Here is a 20384-nt window from a genome sequence, read left to right as displayed (position 1 = left end):
ATCGCTGCCATGACCGTTCTGCCGTGTTCTTTCAAGCGCAACCTGTGCGTCGCCGGGCTGCTTTGCGCCGCCTGGTTCAGCCCTTTGTGTCACGCGGATTCCCTGACCGGTGATGTCGGCGCCGGGGTTGCCTACCAGCCGGATGACCCGACCGGGAGCCGCTATGAAACCCGGCCCGTGCCCTATCTCGATCTGTCATGGGGGCGGGTCAACCTGAGCTCGGACGAGGGGTTGTCCTGGGATGCGATCAAAGCCAGCGGCTGGAGCGCCGGGCCCTTCGTCAACTACGTTCAGGGCCGCACGGCCAATGGCGCGCTGCATGGCCTGCATGACGTGTCGGACATGGGCGAGGTTGGCGGTTTCGTCGAATACAGCCCCTCGGACGTCTGGCGTGTGTTCGCCGAGGTGGGCCGCACGTTCGGCGGCAGCAATGGCCAGGGCGGCGTGTTGGGGCGGGTCGGAGGTGAACTGGACTACCCGCTGGGCAGAGGCATCTTCGGCGGCACGACCCTGGCTGCGCATTACGCCAATGCCGAACAGGCACAGACCTTTTATGGCGTGAGCGGCCCCGAATCACAGGCTTCCGGCATACGCGCCTACAACGCGAGCGGCGGCTTCCAGAACCTGACCCTCACCCAGAGCGTGGCCTTCCCGTTGGCGCCGAACTGGTCGCTGATCACAAGCGCCAGCTGGATTCACCTGGTCGGGTCAGCAGCCGACAGCAGCATCGTTCGTCAGCAAGGCCGCGTGAATCAAGGCGAACTGGACGTCGCGGTGGCTTACCATTTCAAGTGATCCCCGGATTGGTCTGGCCCTTGCAATGACCTGAAGAACACGTCTCTGTTTCGAGGAAGTTCTTCATGGCTCGTCCCGTCTATCGCTGGCTCGCGTACTCACTCTGGGACGTCGTCCCGATTGCCATGGCGCTGGCGCATTTCGCATTCGTGCTCTGGCTGGTCACGGCGTTTCACAGTCTGTCGTGGTGGGCCATCGTGCCCTTGGCGCTGCTGTATGCCGTGAGCCTGTCGTGGAGCATCAACAGCATCTCGCACAACCAGATTCACAACCCCTATTTCACTCACAAAGGCATGAACCGGGCGTTCGATCTGCTGCTGTCGGTGACCATCGGCTTCTCGCAAACCATGTACCGCGACATCCACAACCGCCACCATCGCGGCAACTCCGACCGGCCCAATGAAAAGGGCGAAACGGTCGACCCGCTGTCGATTTATCGCTATGGCCACAATGGCGAGCCTGAAGCCCTGTGGCGCTACGTGTTCCTCAGCGCTTTTCGTGACGAGCCCAAGAGCTACTACGAAGAAATGAAGCGCAAACACCCTGACGATGCGCGTTGGGCGAAGGTGGAAATCTACATGACGATGGCAGCCTACATCGCGCTGGCGTTCTACGACTGGCACGCGGTCCTGCTGCTGGTGCCGTTCTGGTATTTGGGGCAATCGCTGTCATCGTTGAACGGCTATTACGAACATCTTGGCGGCAACCCCGACCTGCCCATTGCCTGGGGCGTCAGCTCCTATAGCAAGCTCTACAACCTCATCTGGATGAACAACGGCTACCACGCCGAACATCACTATCGGCCCAAGATGCACTGGACCAAGGTCAAGGCGTTCCACAAGGAGATCAAGGAGCAGCAACGCATGATGGGGGTGAAGGAGATTCCCGTGTCGCACGGGTTGGGGTTTTTGCTGGATCATTCGAGGTCTTGAACGTGTCCTCATGTTTCCGGTTTTAGCCCAAACCTGTAGGAGCGTGGCTTGTCCCGCGATCGGCGGGGAACCCGTCGCAAATCCGGCAAATGCTGTATGTCAGATTCAACGCGGTTGAGTGGCTCTACTGGCGGTTCCCGCCAGATCGCGGGACAAGCCACGCTCCTACAGGGTTCAGCGTCAACCGGGATGTGCGGCGGACACCAGAGTGGTAGGAGCGGCTCCCGGATTTCGCGTTGAAACCCTGAGCTGCCGTTTCATGCTTCACCCTCCGCCAGCAACCCTATCCCGCCAATGATCACCCACACCCCCAACCAGTGCAGGGCGCTGATGTGCTCGCCCAGGCCTAGCCATGAGCCCAGCAGCACCACCACAAACACCAGCGAACTCAATGGAAACGCCAGCGACAGGCTGCTACGCCGCAGGATCAACATCCAGCTCAGGAACGAGCCGATGTAACAGCCCCCCGCCGTCAGCACCGCGATATTGCTCAGCGCCGCGAGAAGCCACTCGACGCCGAACGGCACGGTCGCCAACCCGTCGCCGCCGACCTTCAGCGCTAGCTGTGCGGCGCTCTCGGTACCGATCAGCAAGGTCCACAGGCCGATGGTCGCGGCACGGCTTTCCAGCCAGCGCCACGCCGGTTTTGTGCTCAACGTCTGATCACTCATGTTCCGACTCCTTTGCGACAACCGTCGCCTGATCCAGCCCCGCCTTGCGCACGAGCCAGCCCAGCGCGCGAGTCACCAGCGCGTTGCGATGATGGAAGTAGTGGTCGTTTGCCAGCAGCCCACAGCCCAATCGCAGCTTTTCAGCGTACGCGGCCTGACTGGCTTCGAAGGCCGGAATGCCGGCGGTAATGCATCGGTCTACATGGGCCAGCCATGTGCGGTGGTACAGATTGTGTTCACACGCAGCCGACCCGTCGGAGGCGAAGACCTTGTCGATTTGCCGTGTTCCGTTGCCTAGCAGCAGGTTGAAGCCGATCAGGGTTTTCCCCGACCAGAACAGGTAACACGTGGCGCGCTCGCCGAGTTTGGCCAACACGGCCTTGAAGTACCCGGCGTTCAGCGGCTCGATCTCTTCACCACTGCGCGCCACCGTGTCGGCGTACAGTTCAAGCATGCGTTCAATGACGTCATCGACCTGATGGTGACGCGCTTCGATACGCAAATCGGATGGGGTATTGAGCTTGCGCCTGAGCCCTTTGCGCGTGGCGCGGCCAAGACGGGCGAGATACCCGGCCAGATCTGGATAAGGCAGCGGCAGTCGTGTGCGAGGCATACCGCTGATGCGGTTGAACCTCAGGTGCTCCAGCGCACTGCGCACGCTCGTCTGTTCTTCGGCGACGTCCTTGAACAGGTAAAGCCAAGCACCTTCCAGGCGGCATTGGCGGTGTAACTGGGCGACCAGCGCATTGATCAGCTCGGGTGTGCGCGGCAGCCAGTCTGGCGCGCAGGCGATGGAGCACGCCTCGGTGACAGGGGAGCCGATCGCCAGTATCGGTGCTGAATACCTTCCGAACAGACGGCGGGGCAGGCCCTCAAGCACCTGATTGAGCTTGAACCTCTGGCAATAGGCCGGTGCGACGGCAATCAGACGCTGGCCGTGGCGAACCATGAAATAACGAGGTTCAATACCTGGTAGTTCGGCTTCCTCAATGGCGGCGTAATAGTCATAGCCTTCCAGCTCATCGCTTTGCAGTTGAGCCCAGTCAGTGCGACTGATGCGATGGATGCTGTGACTGACCTCGACGTTCAGCGCGGGGGCGTCGGTCAGGCTGGCCGGGGACAGGTGCGCGGTAACCGCTTGCAGTTGTGTCATGAAATCCTCACGCGCCCGTGGCGCAAACCAGCATGACGCCGGTGGTGATGACCAGGGTGCCGAGCCAGCGACGGCGGCTGACGGTTTCCCCCAGCACCAGCCTTCCGCCCAGCACCACCCCGACATAGCTCAGGCTGGCGGCGGGAAAGACCAGGCTCAGCGGTGCCAGCGACAGTACGAACAACCAGGTGATGAACTCGATCACGTAGGCGCTCACTCCGCACCACAACAACGGCGCGCCGGCGATCTGCCGCCAGAAATGACCCAGCCGAAACCCGTCCTCGTGTTCAGGAAGCTGGTCCAGGCCGAGCTTGAACGCCAGTTGTCCAATCACATCGAGCAGAATCGACAGCGCTGTCAGCAGTACAACAGTCGGCGTCATGGAAACAGCTCCTCGAACAACGCGATCAGCGCAGCATTGGTCCGCGCATTACGCTGCAGATCGTGTTCGCTCCATCGCTCGGCCGGTGGTTGATCGGACCTGGCTTCCCAGCGTTTAAACGGGTTGCTGAAGGCAGGGGGGGCGAACTCGCCGCACACATCGATGCCCAGCACACGCTTGCCGGTCGCCAGCGCGCGCACGGCGGAGAGCAAATGATGCAGGCGCATACCGCCCTGGTCCCAATTGGTGGCGGCGTCTTCGTCCGCAAGCACGTCTTTGTCGATGGTGATCCACACCGCTTGGGTGGGCAGGCTCGCCAGCAGTTGTTCAAGGAAAATCGGCCAGTCGACCTCGACCAGGTTATGCCAGTGCAGGTGACCCTCCGCCTGTTGATGGCCTGGCCCGTCGCCCACATGGCCCCAGACCCTGGAAGGTGGATGGCGCCAGGGAAACAGCTGCAGGGTGCCGCGCTTCAATGCGCTGAGGTTTCCGCCCTTCAATTGCGGCGTTTGCAGATCGTCGCTGCAGGGCCCCAGCGTGACGATGCGCCGGACGTTCGGCAGCTTCAGCGCTCGGTTGACCCATGAGCCGCAATGCCGCTTCGGCGCGAAATGCACCCAGTCGGGGTGATTGTCGAAATGGATCAGGCTCACCGGTTCTTCAAGATCGGCGAGCAACGCAGGGGTAAGGTGGTGGTAGTCGCCGGAGCCGACGAAAAAGATTTCCGGACGGTCAGCCAGCGGCCTGGCGCGTTGGCTCAAGTGTCCGGCAAACCGTTTGTAATTGCGTTCCGTGGACCAGAGTCGCAGTGAAGGCCCCAGTTCAAGAAGGTCCAGACGCATTGCGCGGCCGTCTTGCAGACGCTCCTTGATCGGGGCCTGCTGCGTCAAGCTGTGATCGAGATCGAGAATGTTCAACGTTGTGTTCACTCGTGAAAGGCCGCTCCAGACACCGGGTTCATGGGCATGAACGCTGGCCGGGCGGGGCTTTCAGGAGGATTGCAAAGGGTGGGCCAACGGTCTGAACGCGGCCTGAATGAAGCGACGTGCAGGTGGTATCCAGGCGTGACTCACGCAAAACGCACCTGCAGAGGTCTGCGTTCAACCCAACCCGTACTTCTTCACCTTATCGAACAGCGTGGTCTTGGCCATCCCCAATTCCTGGCTCGCCTGACTGAGATTGCCGCCGCTGCGCTGCAAAGCTTCAGTGAGCAGGTTCTTCTCGAAGGCTTCGACGGCCTCGGAAAAGCCAAGGCTCTGGCTGGCCGCCGTCAGCCCTGACTTCTTGAAGGCTGGAAGGCCCAGCGCGTAACGCTCGGCGACATTGCGCAGTTCGCGGACGTTGCCGGGCCAGTCGTGGCTCATCAGAGCCGACATTGTCTGCGGGTCGAGCTGTGGCGGTTCACGGTCGAAACGCAGTGAGGACAACTGTAGGAAATGCTCGAACAGTTGCAGGATGTCCTCGCGACGTTCACGCAACGGCGGCAATTCCAGGGTCACCACGTTAAGGCGGTAATACAGGTCGCTGCGGAACTGACTGGCCTGGCTCAGTTCATTGAGGTCGGATTTGGTGGCCGCGATGACCCGGCAATCGACGGCCACGCTCTGATTGGAACCCAGCCGTTCCAGCGTGCGCTCCTGCAAGACCCGCAGCAGCTTGATCTGCAGATTGATCGGCATGCTTTCGACCTCATCGAGGAATAGCGTGCCGTTGTGGGCGTGCTCGATCTTGCCGATACGACGCTTGCCCGCGCCCGTAAAGGCGTTGGCTTCATGACCGAATATTTCACTCTCGAACAGGTTTTCCGGCAGGCCGCCGCAGTTCAGGGCGACGAACTGACTGGCGTGACGCCGACTGAAATCATGCAGGCAGCGGGCAACCAGCTCTTTGCCGGTCCCGGTTTCACCTTCGATCAGCACGTTCGCCGAGGTGTCGGCGACGTTGGCGATCAACGCGCGCAGGTTCTGCATCGCCGCCGAACGGCCGATGATCTTGCCTTCGAGCGAGTCGCGCTCGGCCAGTTGCCGACGCAGTGACCAGACTTCCCGCGCCAGTCCGCGCTGTTCCAGCGCACGGCGGGCAACGTCCACCAGGCGTTCGGGAGAGAAGGGCTTTTCCATGAAGTCGTACGCGCCATCGCGCATCGCGCCGACGGCCATCGACACGTCGCCATGGCCGGTGATCAGCACCACTGGCAGTGTGCGGTCGCGTTCCTTCAGGCGTTTGAGCAGTTCAAGGCCGTCGATGCCAGGCAGACGGATATCACTGATGACGATACCGGCAAAATCGTCGCCGACCAGCGCCAACGCCTCTTCGGCGCTGCCGACGCCCTGACTGTGAATGTCCTCCAGCGCGAGCGCCTGTTGGCAGCCAAGCAGGACATGAGGATCGTCTTCGACGATGAGGACGGTCAATTCAGTGTTCATGTGCAAATCCAATCCATCAGCGTTGCCTTCATCGCGAATGAATTCGCTCCCACAGGAAGAATGCGACCCTCTGTGGGAGCGGATTCATCCGCGAAAAAATGGCCCGGTCGGCGACTTTCCGGGATGTGATTCATATGATCGGAGCCCCGCTGTTCACCAGCGGCAAAATCAGCACGAACATCGTGCCGCCTTCGGCCGGGTCTTCAGCATTGAGGCTGCCACCCGCGGCAGCGGCGAGACTGGCCGACAGGGTCAGTCCCAATCCCAGACCCTGCTCGCCAGGTTTGGTGGTAAAAAACGGTTCGAACAGATGCTTGCGTGCTTCGGCGTCGATGCCATGTCCGTTGTCGCGAACCCGCAAGCGATACCGGCCTTCGAACAGGTCACCTTCGAGCCACAGCACGGGCAGCGGTTGCGCCTGCATGGCGTCCAGCGCGTTGCCGATCAGGTTCACCAGAATCTGTTCAAGGCGGGTTTGATCGATTGCCAGTTCGACATCATCGATCTGCTGATGCAGATCCAGAGCGCTGGCTTCCAGGCGTCCGGCCAACAACTGCAAGGCCGCTTCCACGGCCTTGCCCAACGACGCCTGACCTTTGTCTTCGCCGCGTCGGGCAAACGCCCTCAGGCTGGCGGTGATTCGGCCCATACGGTCGACCAGATCGTTGATGGTTCGCAGGTTGGTGCTGGCGGTGTCCAGCGCGCCGCGCTCGATGAAGCGTACGGTGTTGCCCGACAGCGTGCGCAACGCCGCCAGCGGCTGGTTGAGTTCATGGGCGATGCTGGTGGACATCTGTCCGATGGCGGCCAGCTTGCCGGCCTGAACCAGTTCGTCTTGCGCCTGACGCAGGGTTTCCTCGGCCTGACGTCGTTCACGAATCTGGCCCTTGAGGCGCTCGTTGCTGGCGCGCAGATCGGCGGTGCGTTCGGTAATCCGACGCTCCAGTTCGTTGTTGGCTTGCTCGAGGGCCTCCCGCGCGGCGAGGCGGGTGGAAATCACCTTGCGGCGCTCGTTCCAGGCGATCAGCAGGAACGCCACCAGCGCGCAGGCAACGGCCACCAGCATGCCTTGGTTGGCCGCTTCGCGACGCAAGTCTTCCAGCGGCGTGAGCAAGGTCAGGTGCCACGGCGTGTCCGCGAGGTCGCGGGTCTGTGCCAGATAGCTCACTACGGTGTGTTCATGGTCGACGCTGCTGTTGGCGGGAAAGGTCAGCTTCTCGACGCCGTCGGCGATCAACTCCCGCTCAAGGGGCACCAACTCGTTCAGCGGCCACCAGTAATATTGCAGGCTGCGCGCCAGGCGTTCCTTGACCTCTGCGGTCAACGGACGGACCGATTTCAGGCGTCTGGCCGGGTCGCTGGACAGAATGATGATGCCGTTCTCGTCACTGACGAACGCCTCCAGGCGCGCACGCTGCCAGCGTTCTTCGAGGGCTTCCAGGCGTACTTTGATCACCGCCACGCCGATGATCTTGCCTTTCTCCTCCAGCCCGTGGGCCAGGTAATAACCGGGTTCACCGGTGGTGCTGCCGATGCCGTAGAAGCGACCGGGCAGACCGCGAATCGCGTCCTGGTAATACGCGCGGAAGGACAGGTCTTCACCCAGATAACTGTCGGCGTCACGCCAGTTACTGGTGGCCAGCACGCGGCCCGTGGTGTCGAGCACATAGATGGCGCGGCTACGGCTGCGACGATTCAGGCCTTCGAGGTAGTCGTTGACCTTGCTTCTCAACTCCGGCGACGGGTCGTTGAGCAGATCAGAGACATTGGATTCGAGCTCCAGCACGCTGGGCAGGTAGTTGTATTTGTTGATTTCGCTTTCGACGGTGCGGGCGTGCAGCTCGAGCTGACGCTCACCGTTCTCGCCCAGTGCCTTGATGCCGTTCTTTTCGCTGTACAGATAGGTGACATAACCCAGCGCGATCATCAGCAGGATGACCAGTGGCGGCAGGAACAGATGGCGGATCAGGCGGGGTTTCACGGCAAGTGATGGCGGCGCGCTAAGAGGGGGATCGCATTTCATCACAGTCGTCCTGGACCGACCAGCCGCTCGTGTCGTTGATGTCGACACGAGCGGCGGGAGGGTTTTTTTGCCCTTGTGGGGCATTGTCTCTCACTAAAAGTGGCTGCGCTCAGCCATGCGGTGTTAAAAACAGGCTGGCAATGCTCATTGAGGTGCCTCAACTCCACTTGCTCGCCTGTTTTTGCCTTGCCTGACCTTCGCTCGCCGACTTTTCGAAAAGATCCTTCAATGTTGCAGGATTTTGTTGAGGAAGTGCTGGGCACGTTCGGAGCGTGCGTTGACGTCACCGAAAAACTCTTCCTTGGCGCAGTCTTCGACGATCTGGCCTTTGTCCATGAAGATCACGCGGTCCGCCACTTTGCGGGCGAAGCCCATTTCGTGGGTGACGCACATCATGGTCATGCCTTCGTGGGCCAGTTGCACCATCACGTCGAGCACTTCGTTGACCATTTCCGGGTCAAGCGCGGAAGTGGGTTCGTCGAACAGCATGACCACCGGGTCCATTGCAAGTGCGCGGGCAATCGCCACACGTTGCTGCTGGCCACCGGACAGTTGACCGGGATGCTTGTGGGCATGCGCCGACAGGCCTACGCGCTCGAGCAGTTGAAGGCCTTTCTTGGTGGCCTCTTCCTTGCTTCGGCCCAGTACCTTGATCTGCGCGATGGTCAGGTTCTCGGTAATGGTCAGGTGAGGAAACAGCTCGAAGTGCTGGAACACCATGCCGACGCGCGAACGCAGTTTCGGCAGATTGGTTTTGGGGTCGGCGATGGAGGTGCCGTCGACCACGATGTCGCCTTTCTGAAATGGCTCCAGCGCGTTCACGCACTTGATCAGGGTCGACTTGCCCGAACCCGAAGGTCCGCACACCACGATCACTTCGCCTTTCTTGACCTCGGTGCTGCAATCGGTCAGCACCTGGAAGTCCCCATACCACTTGTTGATATTTTTGATGGAAATCATACGGCTAACCTTTTCTGCATGAGCTTGACCAGACGCGAAGCGACAAAGCTGATCGTGAAGTACACCAGACCCGCGACGATCAGGAACTCATTGGAACGACCAATGATGTCGCCACTGGAGCGGGCCGAGTTGAGGAAGTCCACCAGACCGACCGTGTAAACCAGCGAGGTGTCCTGAAACAGGATGATGCTCTGCTGCAACAGCAGCGGGGTCATCTTGCGGAACGCCTGCGGGAGGATGATCAGGCGCATCATCTGCCCGTAGGTCATGCCCAGCGCCTGAGCGGCACCCATCTGGCCGCGGGAGATCGACTGCACACCGGCACGGACGATTTCACAGAAGTACGCGGCCTCGAACATCATGAACGCCACGACGCACGAGGTGAACGCACCGATCGGGGTGTCTTGTCCGGTGATCCAGCGCAGCACGAACGGCACGGCCAGGTAGAACCAGGTGATGACCAGCAGCAGCGGGATCGAACGGAAGTAGTTGACGTAGGCACCGGCCAGACGCGACAGCAGCTTGTTCGATGACAGGCGCATCAGGGCCAGGATCGTGCCGATGATGAGGCCGCCGACGATGCCCATGACCATCAGTTGCAAGGTCATGACCATGCCGTTCCACATGCCTGGGATAGCGGGAATGACGCCAGAGAAGTCCATTATTTACCTCCCACGGAGATCAGGCCCGGCACCGCGACTTTCTTCTCGATCACACGCATGAGCAGCATCAGGCTCATGTTCAGGGTGAAGTAGATCAGCGTGGCAAGGGTGAAGGCTTCGAACAGGTTCGCGGAAAACTCGGCGGTCTGTTTGGTCTGCGCGAGCAGCTCCATCAGGCCGATCAGCGACGCCACGGACGAGTTCTTGAACACGTTGAGGAACTCGGAGGTGAGCGGCGGAATGATGATCCGGTACGCCTGCGGCAGCAGCACGTTCCAGTAGATCTGCGGCAGTTTGAACCCCATGGCGCGCGCGGCGGATTCCTGGCCGGGCGGCAGCGCCTGGATACCGGTGCGCACTTGTTCGCACACCCGCGCGGCGGTGAACAGACCCAGGCACACGACGACGCTCAGAAACGCCGAGGTGGTCGGGTTGAGGTCTTGCTTGTACCACTCCTGCAGGTTTTCAGGCAGCAGATCGGGTACCAGGAAGTACCAGATGAACAGCTGAACCAGCAGCGGCACATTACGGAATATTTCCACGTAGACCGTGGCAATGGAAGAAACGATGCGGTTAGGCACCGTGCGCATGACCCCGAGCACCGAGCCCAGGAGTAACGCGATGATCCAGGCGGTCACGGCAATCGCGATGGTCCATCCCAGACCGGAAATGTACCAGTCCAGATAGGTCTCGCTGCCGACGCCGGTGGACTTGAAGAACACGCCCCAGTCCCAGTTGTAATTCATCAGGGTCTCCCCTCTGATCGATCGTTATGCACGCATACGCTTGGTAGCGGCTCCCGGGAAAACCCATGGGCTTTCCCGGGAATCAGGCTTTTTTACGTTTTTATGATCTGCGGTGAAGGACTCAGGCCTTCTTGTCCGGCGCCGGCTTGTCGTTCGGGTTGGCGATCAGCGCTTTGAGCTCTTCGCTCATCGGGAACATCAGGTTCAGGCCTTTTGGAGGAATCGGCTGGGTGAACCACTTGTCGTAGATCTTGTTGATCTCGCCGGATTTGTAGGTAGCGACGATGGCGTCATCCACGGCTTTCTTGAATGGCGCGTCGTCCTTGCGAACCATGCAGCCATAGATTTCGTTGGATTGCGCGGTGCCGGTCACGTGCCAGTCGGTTGGCTTCTTGGCCTTGGCCATTTCGCCGGCCAGCAAGGCGTCGTCCATCATGAACGCAACAGCGCGGCCCGATTCCAGCATCTGGAAGGACTCGCCGTGGTCTTTGGCGGAAATGACGTTCATGCCCATTTGCTTGTCGGCGTTCATGGACTTGAGGATGCGCTCGGACGTGGTGCCGGCGGTGGTTACGACGTTCTTGCCTTTGAGGTCATCGAAGTCTTTGTACTGGGAGTCTGCCTTGGTCAGCAGACGCGTACCGATTTCGAAGATACCGACAGAGAAGTCGACTTGCTGGGCGCGCTCGGCGTTGTTGGTGGTCGAACCGCATTCAACGTCAACGGTGCCGTTTTGAACCAGCGGGATACGGGTCTGGGAGGTGACCAGGTTGTACTTGACCTTAAGGTCGGGCATGCCCAGGTCTTTTTTGATCGCTTCCACGATTTTCAGCTGGATGTCAGCGGAGTAGCCAACGGGAACGCCGGAAGCGTCAGCGATGTAGGAAAACGGAATAGACGAGTCGCGGTGCCCGAGAGTAATGACGCCAGACTCTTTGATTTTCTTCAGAGTGCCGGTCAATTCGGCGGCGAAAACCGGGGTGGTGATCAAAGCGGCAGCAATGGCTGCGCCCAGAATATGGGGAACGATGCGCATCTGTTAATCCTCGACATTGTTTTTTTTATGGGTCCGGTGTTGGACGGCCCTATCGTTTCAGAACGCTTCAACGGCGGCCCAGACAGGCGGCACGCTACATCGGAGCAATCGTGAATGAGTGTAGAGCATGAGTCATGCCAAGCACGTGACACTAGGCAAGCGATTGAAATTTATAGGTATTTTTTAAGTAGGGAGGGCGCAGCGGGAATTTCGTGTCCGGGATACCGAATACGTTAGGGATGGGTGTTCGGAAATCCGAATGGAAGGTGGGCGGGTCGGTAAAAATCCTGTGGGAGCGAGCTTGCTCGCGAAGGGGCCATTGCTGATCACGCATATACAGCGTCTGATCTAAAGCCTTCGCGAGCAATCTCGCTCCCACAGAGGTGCCTCGATTGAAAGAGGGTGGGTGACTCAGGCGGCTTCTATAGCGCCTTTATTACGCGCCACCTTGTCGAGGTACGCCTGCACATTCTGCTGTTCCGCATCCGTAGTGAACAGGCCCAGCTTGGTCCGGCGCCACAGAATGTCTTCAGCCTTGGTCGCCCACTCCTGGCTGCACAGGTAATCCACTTCGCGACTGTAAAGGCCGCCACCAAGATGTTCGCCCATGTCCGACACGCCTTGCACGCCTTCAACGATCCGCCAGCTGCGCGAGCCGTAGGTAATTGCCCAGCGGTTGGCGATGTCTGCGCTCAGCCAGTTGCAGCGCTGTTGCAGCTCCGCGGCCAGTGCGGCCGGTGTGGTCATGTTCTCACCGCCCGGCAGACTCGCCTTGGCAGTCCAGCTTGGCTTCATCTGAGTGAAGAACGGTGCGAGCTGCTGCATTGCTGATTCAGCCAGCTTGCGGTACGTCGTCAGCTTGCCGCCGAAGACCGACAGGATCGGGGCTTCCTCGGCACTGCCTGATAGCGACAAGGTGTAGTCGCGAGTGATTGCCGACGGGTTGTCCGACTCATCGTTGCAAAGCGGACGCACACCCGAATACGTGCGGATGATGTCGTCGCGGCTGAGCTGCTTCTTGAAATGTTCGTTGACGATCTTCAGCAGGTAATCGGTTTCACCTTCGGTAATCGCCACTTTTGCAGGATCGCCGGTGTATTCGCGGTCGGTGGTACCGATGATGGTGAAGCGTTCCAGATACGGAATGGCGAAAACGATTCGCTGGTCTTCGTTCTGCAGAATGAACGCGTTCTCACCTTCGTACAGTTTCGGCACGATCAGGTGGCTGCCCTGGATCAGGCGGATGCCGTACTGCGATTCCAGTTTCAGGTCTTCGCGAATGAACTTGGCGACCCAAGGGCCTGCGGCGTTGACCAGTGCCTTGGCGCGGATCGAAAACAGGCTGCCGTCGGCGCGTTCCATGTTCAGGTGCCACAACCCGCCGCTGCGGCGAGCGCTCAGGCAGCGTGTCTGGGTGTGGATGTGTGCGCCTTTCTCGCGGGCGGCCATGGCGTTGAGCACGACAAGACGTGCGTCGTCGACCCAGCAATCCGAGTATTCGAAACCGCGCGTGATCGAGCTGTTCAGTGGGCTGTCAGCGCCGAACCGCAGGTTTTTCGATGCCGGCAGTTTTTCGCGTTTGCCCAGATGGTCATACAGAAACAGGCCCGCGCGGATCATCCACGCAGGACGCAGATGCGGACGGTGAGGCAATACGAAACGCATCGGCTTGACAATGTGTGGCGCTTTTTCCAGCAGCACTTCACGTTCGGCCAAGGCTTCGCGCACGAGACGGAATTCATAGTGTTCGAGGTAGCGCAGGCCGCCGTGGATCAGCTTACTGCTGGCGGAGGAGGTGTGGCTGGCCAGGTCGTCCTTTTCGCAAAGGAACACCGACAGACCGCGCCCCGATGCATCCGCCGCGATCCCGACACCGTTGATGCCACCACCGATGACGGCGATGTCATAGACCTCGGAAAGGGGCGGGGTGGGCAAGCTGGAATGGGCCATCGGGGCCTCCTGTCTGAATTCGATCACGCCTGAATGCAAAGGCATTCGCTAAAGGCGAATTCGAACATTTATGTTCATTTCCGAAAATAGTAACGCAATAACGAGCACCCGGCCACTCGGTATTGATTGAAAATACTGATGGGAGGCGCAGGAAAAGAACAAAAACGAACATGGTAGGAGGGCGGTGGGCGTGAGAAGGCTGACGGGCGCCAGACCTGTGGGAGCTAATTCATTCGCGAGACGCCGGAATCTTCGCTATCCATTGTGTCGTCTGGAAAATTTTCGCGAATGAACTCGCTCTCACAAGGTGAGAGCGCAAACGCGACGGGATGTTTAAACCACTTCCAGACGAATCTTGTTCTGCGTCAGCAGTTGCGCCAATGCAGGAACCGGCGCCTGATCGGTCACCAGGCAGTCGATCAGGGTGATCGGGCCCAAGCGGACCATGGCGTTACGGCCGAACTTGCTGGAGTCGGCTGCCAGGATCACCTGGCGGGCATTGGCAATGATGGCCTGAGAAACGCGCACTTCCTGATAGTCGAAGTCCAGCAGGCTGCCGTCTTCGTCGATCCCGCTGATACCCACCAGCGCAAAGTCGACTTTGAACTGTGTGATGAAATCCACGCTCGCCTGACCCACCACGCCGCCGTCGCGACGAACATTGCCACCGGCCAGCAACACTTCGAAGTCGTCCTTGCCGCTGAGGATCGACGCCACGTGGAGGTTGTTGGTGATGATCTTCAGGTGGTTATGGTTGAGCAGGGCGCGCGCAATCGATTCGGTGGTGGTGCCGATGTTGATGAACAGCGAGGCGTGATCGGGGATCTGCGCGGCAATGGCTTCGGCGATGCGCTGCTTTTCGTCGCGCATCTGGTCGGCACGCATGGCGTACGCGGTGTTCTCGATGCTGGAGTCGTAGGCGGCGCCGCCATGATACCGACGCAGCAGGTTCATTTCCGCCAGCTGGTTGATGTCGCGCCGGATGGTTTGCGGCGTCACGACAAACAATTGGGCCATTTCTTCGATGCTGACGTAGCCGCGCTCACGGACCAGCTCGAGGATCTGCTGTTGACGGGGTGGCAGATTCATTTTTTTTCCTTCGGGCAAGGGCGCCCATGATGCCGCAGGCAGCCATTACCTGTCAGCCGGAAAAAGAATCTCAAGGGTCAGGGCGCCCAAAACCTGTGGAAGCGAATTTATTTGCGAGAGGCCAGTAGATTCGATAGAGGTATATCGGATGTACCACAGCATCGCGAATGAATTCGCTCCCACCGTTCAACAGGTCCAGCAGTTGAGTCGCGGTGTGGCAGGTTACTCCGCGTCTTCGTGTGGCTCCCAGTCGCGGGTACGGTCCACGGCCTTGCGCCAGCCCGCATACAGTTTTTCCTTTTCCGCATCGTCGCACTGCGGCTCGAACTTTCGCTCGATGACCGCTTTGTCCTTCAACTCGTCCAGACCGCTCCAGAAACCGATGGCCAGACCCGCCAGGTAGGCAGCGCCCAACGCCGTGGTTTCACGCATTTTCGGACGTTCCACCGGCGTGCCGAGGATGTCCGCCTGGAACTGCATCAGGAAGTTGTTCGCCACCGCGCCACCGTCCACGCGCAAGGCTTTCAGGGGTTCGCCTGCGTCTTGCTGCATCGCGTCCAGTACGTCACGGGTCTGATAAGCGATGGATTCCAGCGCAGCACGAATGATGTGATCGACCTTCACGCCGCGGGTCAGCCCGAACAAGGCGCCGCGCGCATAAGGGTCCCAGTAGGGCGCACCCAGGCCGGTAAATGCCGGGACCAGATAAACGCCGTTGCTGTTTTTCACCTTGGTCGCGAAATACTCGGTGTCCATCGAGTCATTGACGATTTTCAACTCGTCTCGCAGCCACTGCACGGTCGAGCCGCCATTGAAGACCGCGCCTTCCAGCGCGTAAGCCACTTCGCCGCGCGGGCCGCAGCCGATGGTGGTGAGCAAGCCGTGGTTGGATTTGACGGCTTTCTTGCCGGTGTTCATCAGCAGGAAACAGCCGGTGCCGTAGGTGTTTTTCGCCTGGCCCGGCTCCACACACATCTGGCCGAACAGCGCCGATTGCTGGTCGCCGGCGATGCCCGCGATAGCGATGCCGCTTTTGCTGTGACCGTAGACTTCGGAGGAGGATTTGACCTCGGGCAGCATTTCCCGGGGAACGTCCAGCACGTCCAGCATCCGCTGATCCCACTCCAGGGTATGGATGTTGAACATCATGGTGCGCGAGGCGTTGGTGTAGTCAGTGACATGCACCTTGCCGCCGGTGAATTTCCAGATCAGCCAGCTATCGACCGTGCCGAACAAGAGTTCGCCACGGCGGGCGCGCTCACGGCTGCCTTCGACATGGTCAAGAATCCACTTCAGTTTGCTGCCGGAAAAGTACGGGTCGATGACCAGGCCCGTGGTGTCCTTGATGTAGTCCTCAAGACCATCGCGCTTGAGCTGCTGGCAGATTTCGGTGCTGCGTCGGCATTGCCAGACCACCGCGTTGTAAATCGGGCGGCCGCTGTCCTTTTCCCACACCACCGTGGTCTCACGCTGGTTGGTGATGCCGATGGCTGCGATCTGGTTGTGATGCAGGTTGGCCTGGGCCAGGACTTTGGTCATGCAGGCCGTCTGGGTGGCGAAGATCTCCATCGGGTCGTGTTCGACCCAGCCAGGCTGCGGGTAATGCTGAACGAACTCGCTCTGGGCAGTGCTCACCACGTTGGCGTCGCGGTCGAAAATGATGGCGCGAGAGCTGGTCGTACCTTGATCGAGGGCGATGATGTAATTCTTGTTGTCGTTGTCGGTCATGTCGGTGGCCTGGTGATAAAGCGGGTATCCGGGAACTGCCATCAGTTTACGTGCGAATTCGCGTGCAGTGCGCGGTTGGCAGTGACATTGATGGCCGAATATTCGTATTCGAAAAAATATAGACGTAAACGAACCTTGTCAAAGGTCGAAAGCGAACCGGGGTGAGATTTACACCCCCGCTGATTTTTAAGGCTCGCCGCCCTATCTGCCTAAGGCGTTTCGAAGGCGGATGGCCTAAAGTAACGGCACCGAACAAGAAACCTCCCGGTCGTCTGGAGTGCTGCATGACCCCCGCATTGGATTTATTGAAAAAGGTTCGCGCCGAACACCGTATACACAGCTACGAGCACGATCCCAAAGCCGCTTCCTACGGTCTGGAAGCCGCAGAAAAACTGAATCTGCCACCGGCTCAAGTGTTCAAGACATTGTTGGCCAGCACGGAGAAGGGCGAGCTGCTGGTCGCGGTCGTTCCCGTGGTGGGATCGCTGGATCTCAAGGCGCTGGCCCATGCCGCTGGCGCCAAGAAGGCAGAAATGGCGGACCCGGCCGCGGCACAGCGTGCCACCGGTTATTTGCTGGGTGGCATCAGCCCGTTGGGGCAGAAGAAAAGGCTGCGGACGTTCATTGATGAGACCGCTCAACCGTTCGCGACCATTTATGTCAGCGCTGGTCGACGCGGGCTTGAGGTTGAGCTGTCGGCCGCGGTACTTGCACACCACACCCAGGCGACATTTGCGCAGATTGGCCGTGAATGATCCGCGGGCATCGTCAGCAATGCCTCAAGCCTTCACGCAGTAACCCGTTGCAGCGACCAGGGTAGGGCGCTGCCAGACTCAACGATTGGGGACGCCGTCCATGCAGCTTGAATTTCATCAGGTCGACGCTTTCAGCGATCGGTTGTTCGCGGGCAATCCTGCGATGGTCTATCGCCTCGATGCCTGGCTGTCGGATGAGCTGATGCAACACATTGCGACCGAACACAACCTGTCGGAAACCGCCTTCGTGGTGCGTGAAGCCCAAGGTTGGCATATTCGCTGGTTCACGCCGACCCACGAAGTGCCGTTGTGCGGCCACGCCACGCTGGCCAGCGCCCACGTCCTGTTTGAGGTCTATGGCGAAACGGCCGACACCATAGACTTCGTGGGCAAATCCGGCCCTTTGAGTGTGACGCGGGAAAACGGACGCTTGCTGCTGGATTTCCCGGCGATGCCTCCCAGCGAAGTGGGCGTCACGGTGGACGTTGAGCGTGCGCTGGGAACCGATATCGTTGATGTGCTCGGGTCTGCGGAGCTTCTAGTGGTGCTGGAGTCCGAACAGGCGGTTCGGGAATGCAAACCCGATTTCGCTGCGATTGCCCGGCTGCCCTGGCCTGGTGTGATCGTCACCGCCAAGGGCGATGGCGAACGCTACGACTTCGTGTCCCGGTATTTCGCCCCGGCGATCGGCATCCCGGAAGATCCGGTGACCGGCTCGACCCATTGCAGCCTGATTCCTTACTGGTCAGGCCGATTGAACAAGTTCAGCCTGACGGCTTATCAGTGTTCGGCGCGCGGGGGCGAGCTGTTTTGCCGCCTGGAAGGGGACAGAGTGAAGATCGGCGGATACGCGGCGCTGGTGGCGAGTGGGACGTTAAGGTTGGGGTGACGTACACTTTTCGCCAAGACACATGACTTGTGGGAGTGAGCTCGCTCACGAAGAGTGCGTTGTATCGCCAGAACATGCGGCGGATGGACTGACCTCTTCGTGAGCACGCTCACTCCCACAGGGTCGCATTTCAATTCATCAGAGCAAGTGCATGTCAGATCGCAACATCCTGATGCACCGGCACGCTACCGACCGCCGGAAACAGCACCAGATGCTCGGCTGACACTCGAATGCCGACGTCTTCCCCGACGCCAAAATCCGCATGGCTCGGGAACAGTGCTTCCAGCAGGGTGCCGGTCGGCAGTTGCAGGCGATACAGCGTCGCTGCGCCCTGAAAGGTCTTGCTCGCGACCCGGGCTTTCAACGCGCTGTCCGGGGCATGAACGATATCGTCGGGACGCAACAGCACATCCATCGGCATGCCGCGCACGCCCCGATAGGCCCGGTTGCCACGCAGCACGCCCAGTTCGGTTTGCACGGACTCGCTATCGATCAGCTGACCCCTAATGAAATAGCCCTGACCGACGAAACTGGCGACGTAAGGCGTGGCAGGTTCGTGATAGAGGTTGTAAGGCGTGTCCCACTGCTCAAGCCGCCCCTCTTTGAAGACCCCTACGTGATCGCTGACGGCGAAGGCTTCTTCCTGATCGTGTGTCACCAGGATCGCGCTGGTGCCACGCGCTTTCAGGATGTCGCGGACCTCATGGCTCAAGCGCCGACGAAGTTCACCATCGAGGTTGGAGAAGGGTTCGTCGAGTAACAGCAGTTGCGGCTCAGGCGCCAGGGCGCGGGCCAGCGCGACGCGTTGCTGCTGCCCTCCGGAGAGTTCGTGAGGGTGACGTTTGCCCAGCGACCCGAGATTGACCAGCTCCAGCATTTCGCTGACCACCTGTGTCAGGCGAGGGTGATTGCGGATGCCGAACGCGATGTTGTCGGCAACCGTCAAGTGCGGGAACAGCGCGTAATCCTGAAACACCATGCCGATCCGGCGCTTTTCCGGGGCCAGGGTAAAACCGGGTTTGGAGATCACGTCCCCGGCCAGCACGATTTCGCCTTCATGCACCGGCTCGAAGCCGGCAATGGCGCGCAGTGTCGTGGTTTTGCCGCAGCCCGAGGAGCCCAGCAGGCAACCGATATCGCCCGCGTTGAGGTGCAGATTCAGGTTCTGCACCACCCGCTGATCCTGATAGCCGCAGGCGAGGTTGCTCAGCTTCAGCAGCATGGAATCACTCACGCGGGTTGGTAGGCGGGCGCCACAAGAAACTCCAGCAGCGCCTTCTGCGCGTGCAGGCGGTTTTCTGCCTGATCCCATGCGACCGAACGGGCATCGTCGAGCAGGTCTTCACTGATTTCCTCGCCACGGTGAGCGGGCAGGCAGTGCATGAACAAGGCATCGTCGGCGGCCAGGTCCAGCAAGGCGCGGGTGACCTGGAAAGGTTTGAAGAGGGCGATCCGCTTGGCGGTTTCTTCTTCCTGGCCCATGGAGGTCCAGACGTCGGTGCTGATCAGGTGTGCGCCTTTTACCGCTTCGCGCGGGTCCCGGGTCAGCGTGACGCGATCACCGGCCAGGGCCATGAAGTGTGGACTGGGTTCGTAGCCTTCGGGGCAGGCAACACGCAGCTGGAAGTCGAACTGGATTGCCGCTTCTATATAGCTGTTGCACATATTGTTGCCGTCGCCGATCCAGGCCACGGTCTTGCCTTTGATCGAACCCCGGTGCTCCAGGAAGGTTTGCATGTCCGCCAGCAGTTGGCAGGGATGCAAGTCGTCCGACAGACCGTTGATGACCGGCACGCGGGAATTGGCGGCGAACTCGGTGAGATTGCTGTGCGCGAAAGTACGGATCATGACCGCGTCGACCATGCGCGACATCACGCGTGCACCGTCGGCAATAGGCTCGCCGCGGCCCAGTTGGGTGTCACGAGGCGACAGAAAAATAGCCTGACCACCCAGTTGAATCATGCCGGCTTCGAACGAAACACGGGTACGAGTCGAAGATTTCTCGAAGATCATCGCCAGCACACGGCCTCTCAGCGGCTCGAAGAGCACACCTCGATTTCGCAGGTCCTTCAGCTCAATGCCGCGACGAATCATGCCGACGAGCTCATCCGGCGTGTAATCCATCATCGAGAGAAAGTGCCTTGCGCTCATCATTAACTACCTTGTCTGCAACAGACCGCAGATCCT

Annotated in this window: 19 protein-coding genes; 4 read left to right on the top strand and 15 right to left on the bottom strand. The window is 60.0% G+C overall.

Features of this window, described 5'->3' with window-relative positions:
- Positions 1-9 precede the first annotated feature (9 nt).
- On the top strand, positions 10-795 hold the full coding sequence (locus tag ABDX87_RS07615; RefSeq protein ID WP_346832324.1) for a MipA/OmpV family protein: 786 nt from the start codon (positions 10-12) through the stop codon (positions 793-795).
- Positions 796-860: 65 nt separating this feature from the next.
- On the top strand, positions 861-1727 hold the full coding sequence (locus tag ABDX87_RS07610; protein WP_346832323.1) for a fatty acid desaturase family protein: 867 nt from the start codon (positions 861-863) through the stop codon (positions 1725-1727).
- Positions 1728-1984: 257 nt separating this feature from the next.
- Here the strand turns inward: ABDX87_RS07610 and ABDX87_RS07605 are convergent, their stop codons facing one another.
- The 13 genes from ABDX87_RS07605 to glpK form a co-directional block, all read right to left on the bottom strand.
- On the bottom strand, positions 1985-2398 hold the full coding sequence (locus ABDX87_RS07605) for a transporter (protein WP_346832322.1): 414 nt from the start codon (positions 2396-2398) through the stop codon (positions 1985-1987).
- Complete coding sequence (locus ABDX87_RS07600; RefSeq protein ID WP_346832321.1) at positions 2391-3551, bottom strand: peptidogalycan biosysnthesis protein; 1161 nt, start codon at positions 3549-3551, stop codon at positions 2391-2393. Before ABDX87_RS07600 ends, ABDX87_RS07605 begins: the two co-directional genes overlap by 8 nt.
- 7 nt (positions 3552-3558) lie before the next feature.
- On the bottom strand, positions 3559-3933 hold the full coding sequence (locus tag ABDX87_RS07595) for a transporter (RefSeq protein ID WP_346832320.1): 375 nt from the start codon (positions 3931-3933) through the stop codon (positions 3559-3561).
- The gene (locus ABDX87_RS07590) at positions 3930-4850 is read right to left on the bottom strand and encodes an arginase (protein WP_346833454.1); all 921 of its coding nucleotides are present in this window, start codon (positions 4848-4850) and stop codon (positions 3930-3932) included. The genes ABDX87_RS07595 and ABDX87_RS07590 overlap by 4 nt, the downstream gene beginning before the upstream one ends.
- 183 nt (positions 4851-5033) lie before the next feature.
- On the bottom strand, positions 5034-6311 hold the full coding sequence (locus ABDX87_RS07585; protein ID WP_431061242.1) for a sigma-54-dependent transcriptional regulator: 1278 nt from the start codon (positions 6309-6311) through the stop codon (positions 5034-5036).
- A gap of 178 nt (positions 6312-6489) precedes the next feature.
- The gene (locus tag ABDX87_RS07580; RefSeq protein ID WP_346832318.1) at positions 6490-8382 is read right to left on the bottom strand and encodes a sensor histidine kinase; all 1893 of its coding nucleotides are present in this window, start codon (positions 8380-8382) and stop codon (positions 6490-6492) included.
- A 225-nt stretch (positions 8383-8607) separates the two neighbouring features.
- Positions 8608-9342, bottom strand: a complete 735-nt coding sequence (locus tag ABDX87_RS07575) for an amino acid ABC transporter ATP-binding protein (protein ID WP_062388030.1) — start codon at positions 9340-9342, stop codon at positions 8608-8610.
- Positions 9339-10007, bottom strand: coding sequence for an amino acid ABC transporter permease (locus ABDX87_RS07570; RefSeq protein ID WP_346833453.1), 669 nt, complete (start codon positions 10005-10007; stop codon positions 9339-9341). The genes ABDX87_RS07575 and ABDX87_RS07570 overlap by 4 nt, the downstream gene beginning before the upstream one ends.
- Positions 10004-10750, bottom strand: a complete 747-nt coding sequence (locus ABDX87_RS07565) for an amino acid ABC transporter permease (protein WP_346832317.1) — start codon at positions 10748-10750, stop codon at positions 10004-10006. The genes ABDX87_RS07570 and ABDX87_RS07565 overlap by 4 nt, the downstream gene beginning before the upstream one ends.
- A gap of 121 nt (positions 10751-10871) precedes the next feature.
- A complete protein-coding gene (locus ABDX87_RS07560; RefSeq protein ID WP_346832316.1) occupies positions 10872-11786 on the bottom strand; it encodes a glutamate/aspartate ABC transporter substrate-binding protein in 915 nt (304 codons plus the stop codon).
- Positions 11787-12197: 411 nt separating this feature from the next.
- Entirely contained in the window at positions 12198-13736 is a 1539-nt protein-coding gene (gene glpD, locus ABDX87_RS07555) for a glycerol-3-phosphate dehydrogenase (protein ID WP_346832315.1), read from the bottom strand.
- A gap of 333 nt (positions 13737-14069) precedes the next feature.
- Positions 14070-14825, bottom strand: a complete 756-nt coding sequence (locus ABDX87_RS07550; protein WP_037012305.1) for a DeoR/GlpR family transcriptional regulator — start codon at positions 14823-14825, stop codon at positions 14070-14072.
- A 222-nt stretch (positions 14826-15047) separates the two neighbouring features.
- Complete coding sequence (gene glpK, locus ABDX87_RS07545; protein ID WP_346833452.1) at positions 15048-16553, bottom strand: glycerol kinase GlpK; 1506 nt, start codon at positions 16551-16553, stop codon at positions 15048-15050.
- Between the two features lie 284 nt (positions 16554-16837).
- Between glpK and ybaK the strand changes: the two genes are divergently transcribed.
- Both ybaK and ABDX87_RS07535 read left to right on the top strand, forming a co-directional pair.
- Positions 16838-17308: a Cys-tRNA(Pro) deacylase gene (ybaK, locus tag ABDX87_RS07540; protein ID WP_346832314.1), complete on the top strand. Its 471-nt coding sequence runs from the start codon at positions 16838-16840 to the stop codon at positions 17306-17308.
- 100 nt (positions 17309-17408) lie between these two features.
- Positions 17409-18197 (top strand): PhzF family phenazine biosynthesis protein, encoded by a 789-nt coding sequence (locus ABDX87_RS07535; protein ID WP_346832313.1) that lies wholly within the window; start codon positions 17409-17411, stop codon positions 18195-18197.
- Positions 18198-18351: 154 nt separating this feature from the next.
- Here ABDX87_RS07535 and ABDX87_RS07530 read toward each other — a convergent pair whose 3' ends face one another.
- Both ABDX87_RS07530 and argF read right to left on the bottom strand, forming a co-directional pair.
- Complete coding sequence (locus tag ABDX87_RS07530; RefSeq protein ID WP_346832312.1) at positions 18352-19431, bottom strand: ABC transporter ATP-binding protein; 1080 nt, start codon at positions 19429-19431, stop codon at positions 18352-18354.
- Positions 19428-20348, bottom strand: coding sequence for an ornithine carbamoyltransferase (gene argF, locus ABDX87_RS07525; RefSeq protein WP_346833451.1), 921 nt, complete (start codon positions 20346-20348; stop codon positions 19428-19430). Before argF ends, ABDX87_RS07530 begins: the two co-directional genes overlap by 4 nt.
- Positions 20349-20384: the final 36 nt, after the last annotated feature.

Source organism: Pseudomonas abietaniphila, assembly GCF_039697315.1.
In the GTDB taxonomy this organism is placed as follows: Bacteria; Pseudomonadota; Gammaproteobacteria; order Pseudomonadales; family Pseudomonadaceae; genus Aquipseudomonas; species Aquipseudomonas abietaniphila_B.
This window is presented reverse-complemented; position numbering and strand designations above follow the sequence as displayed.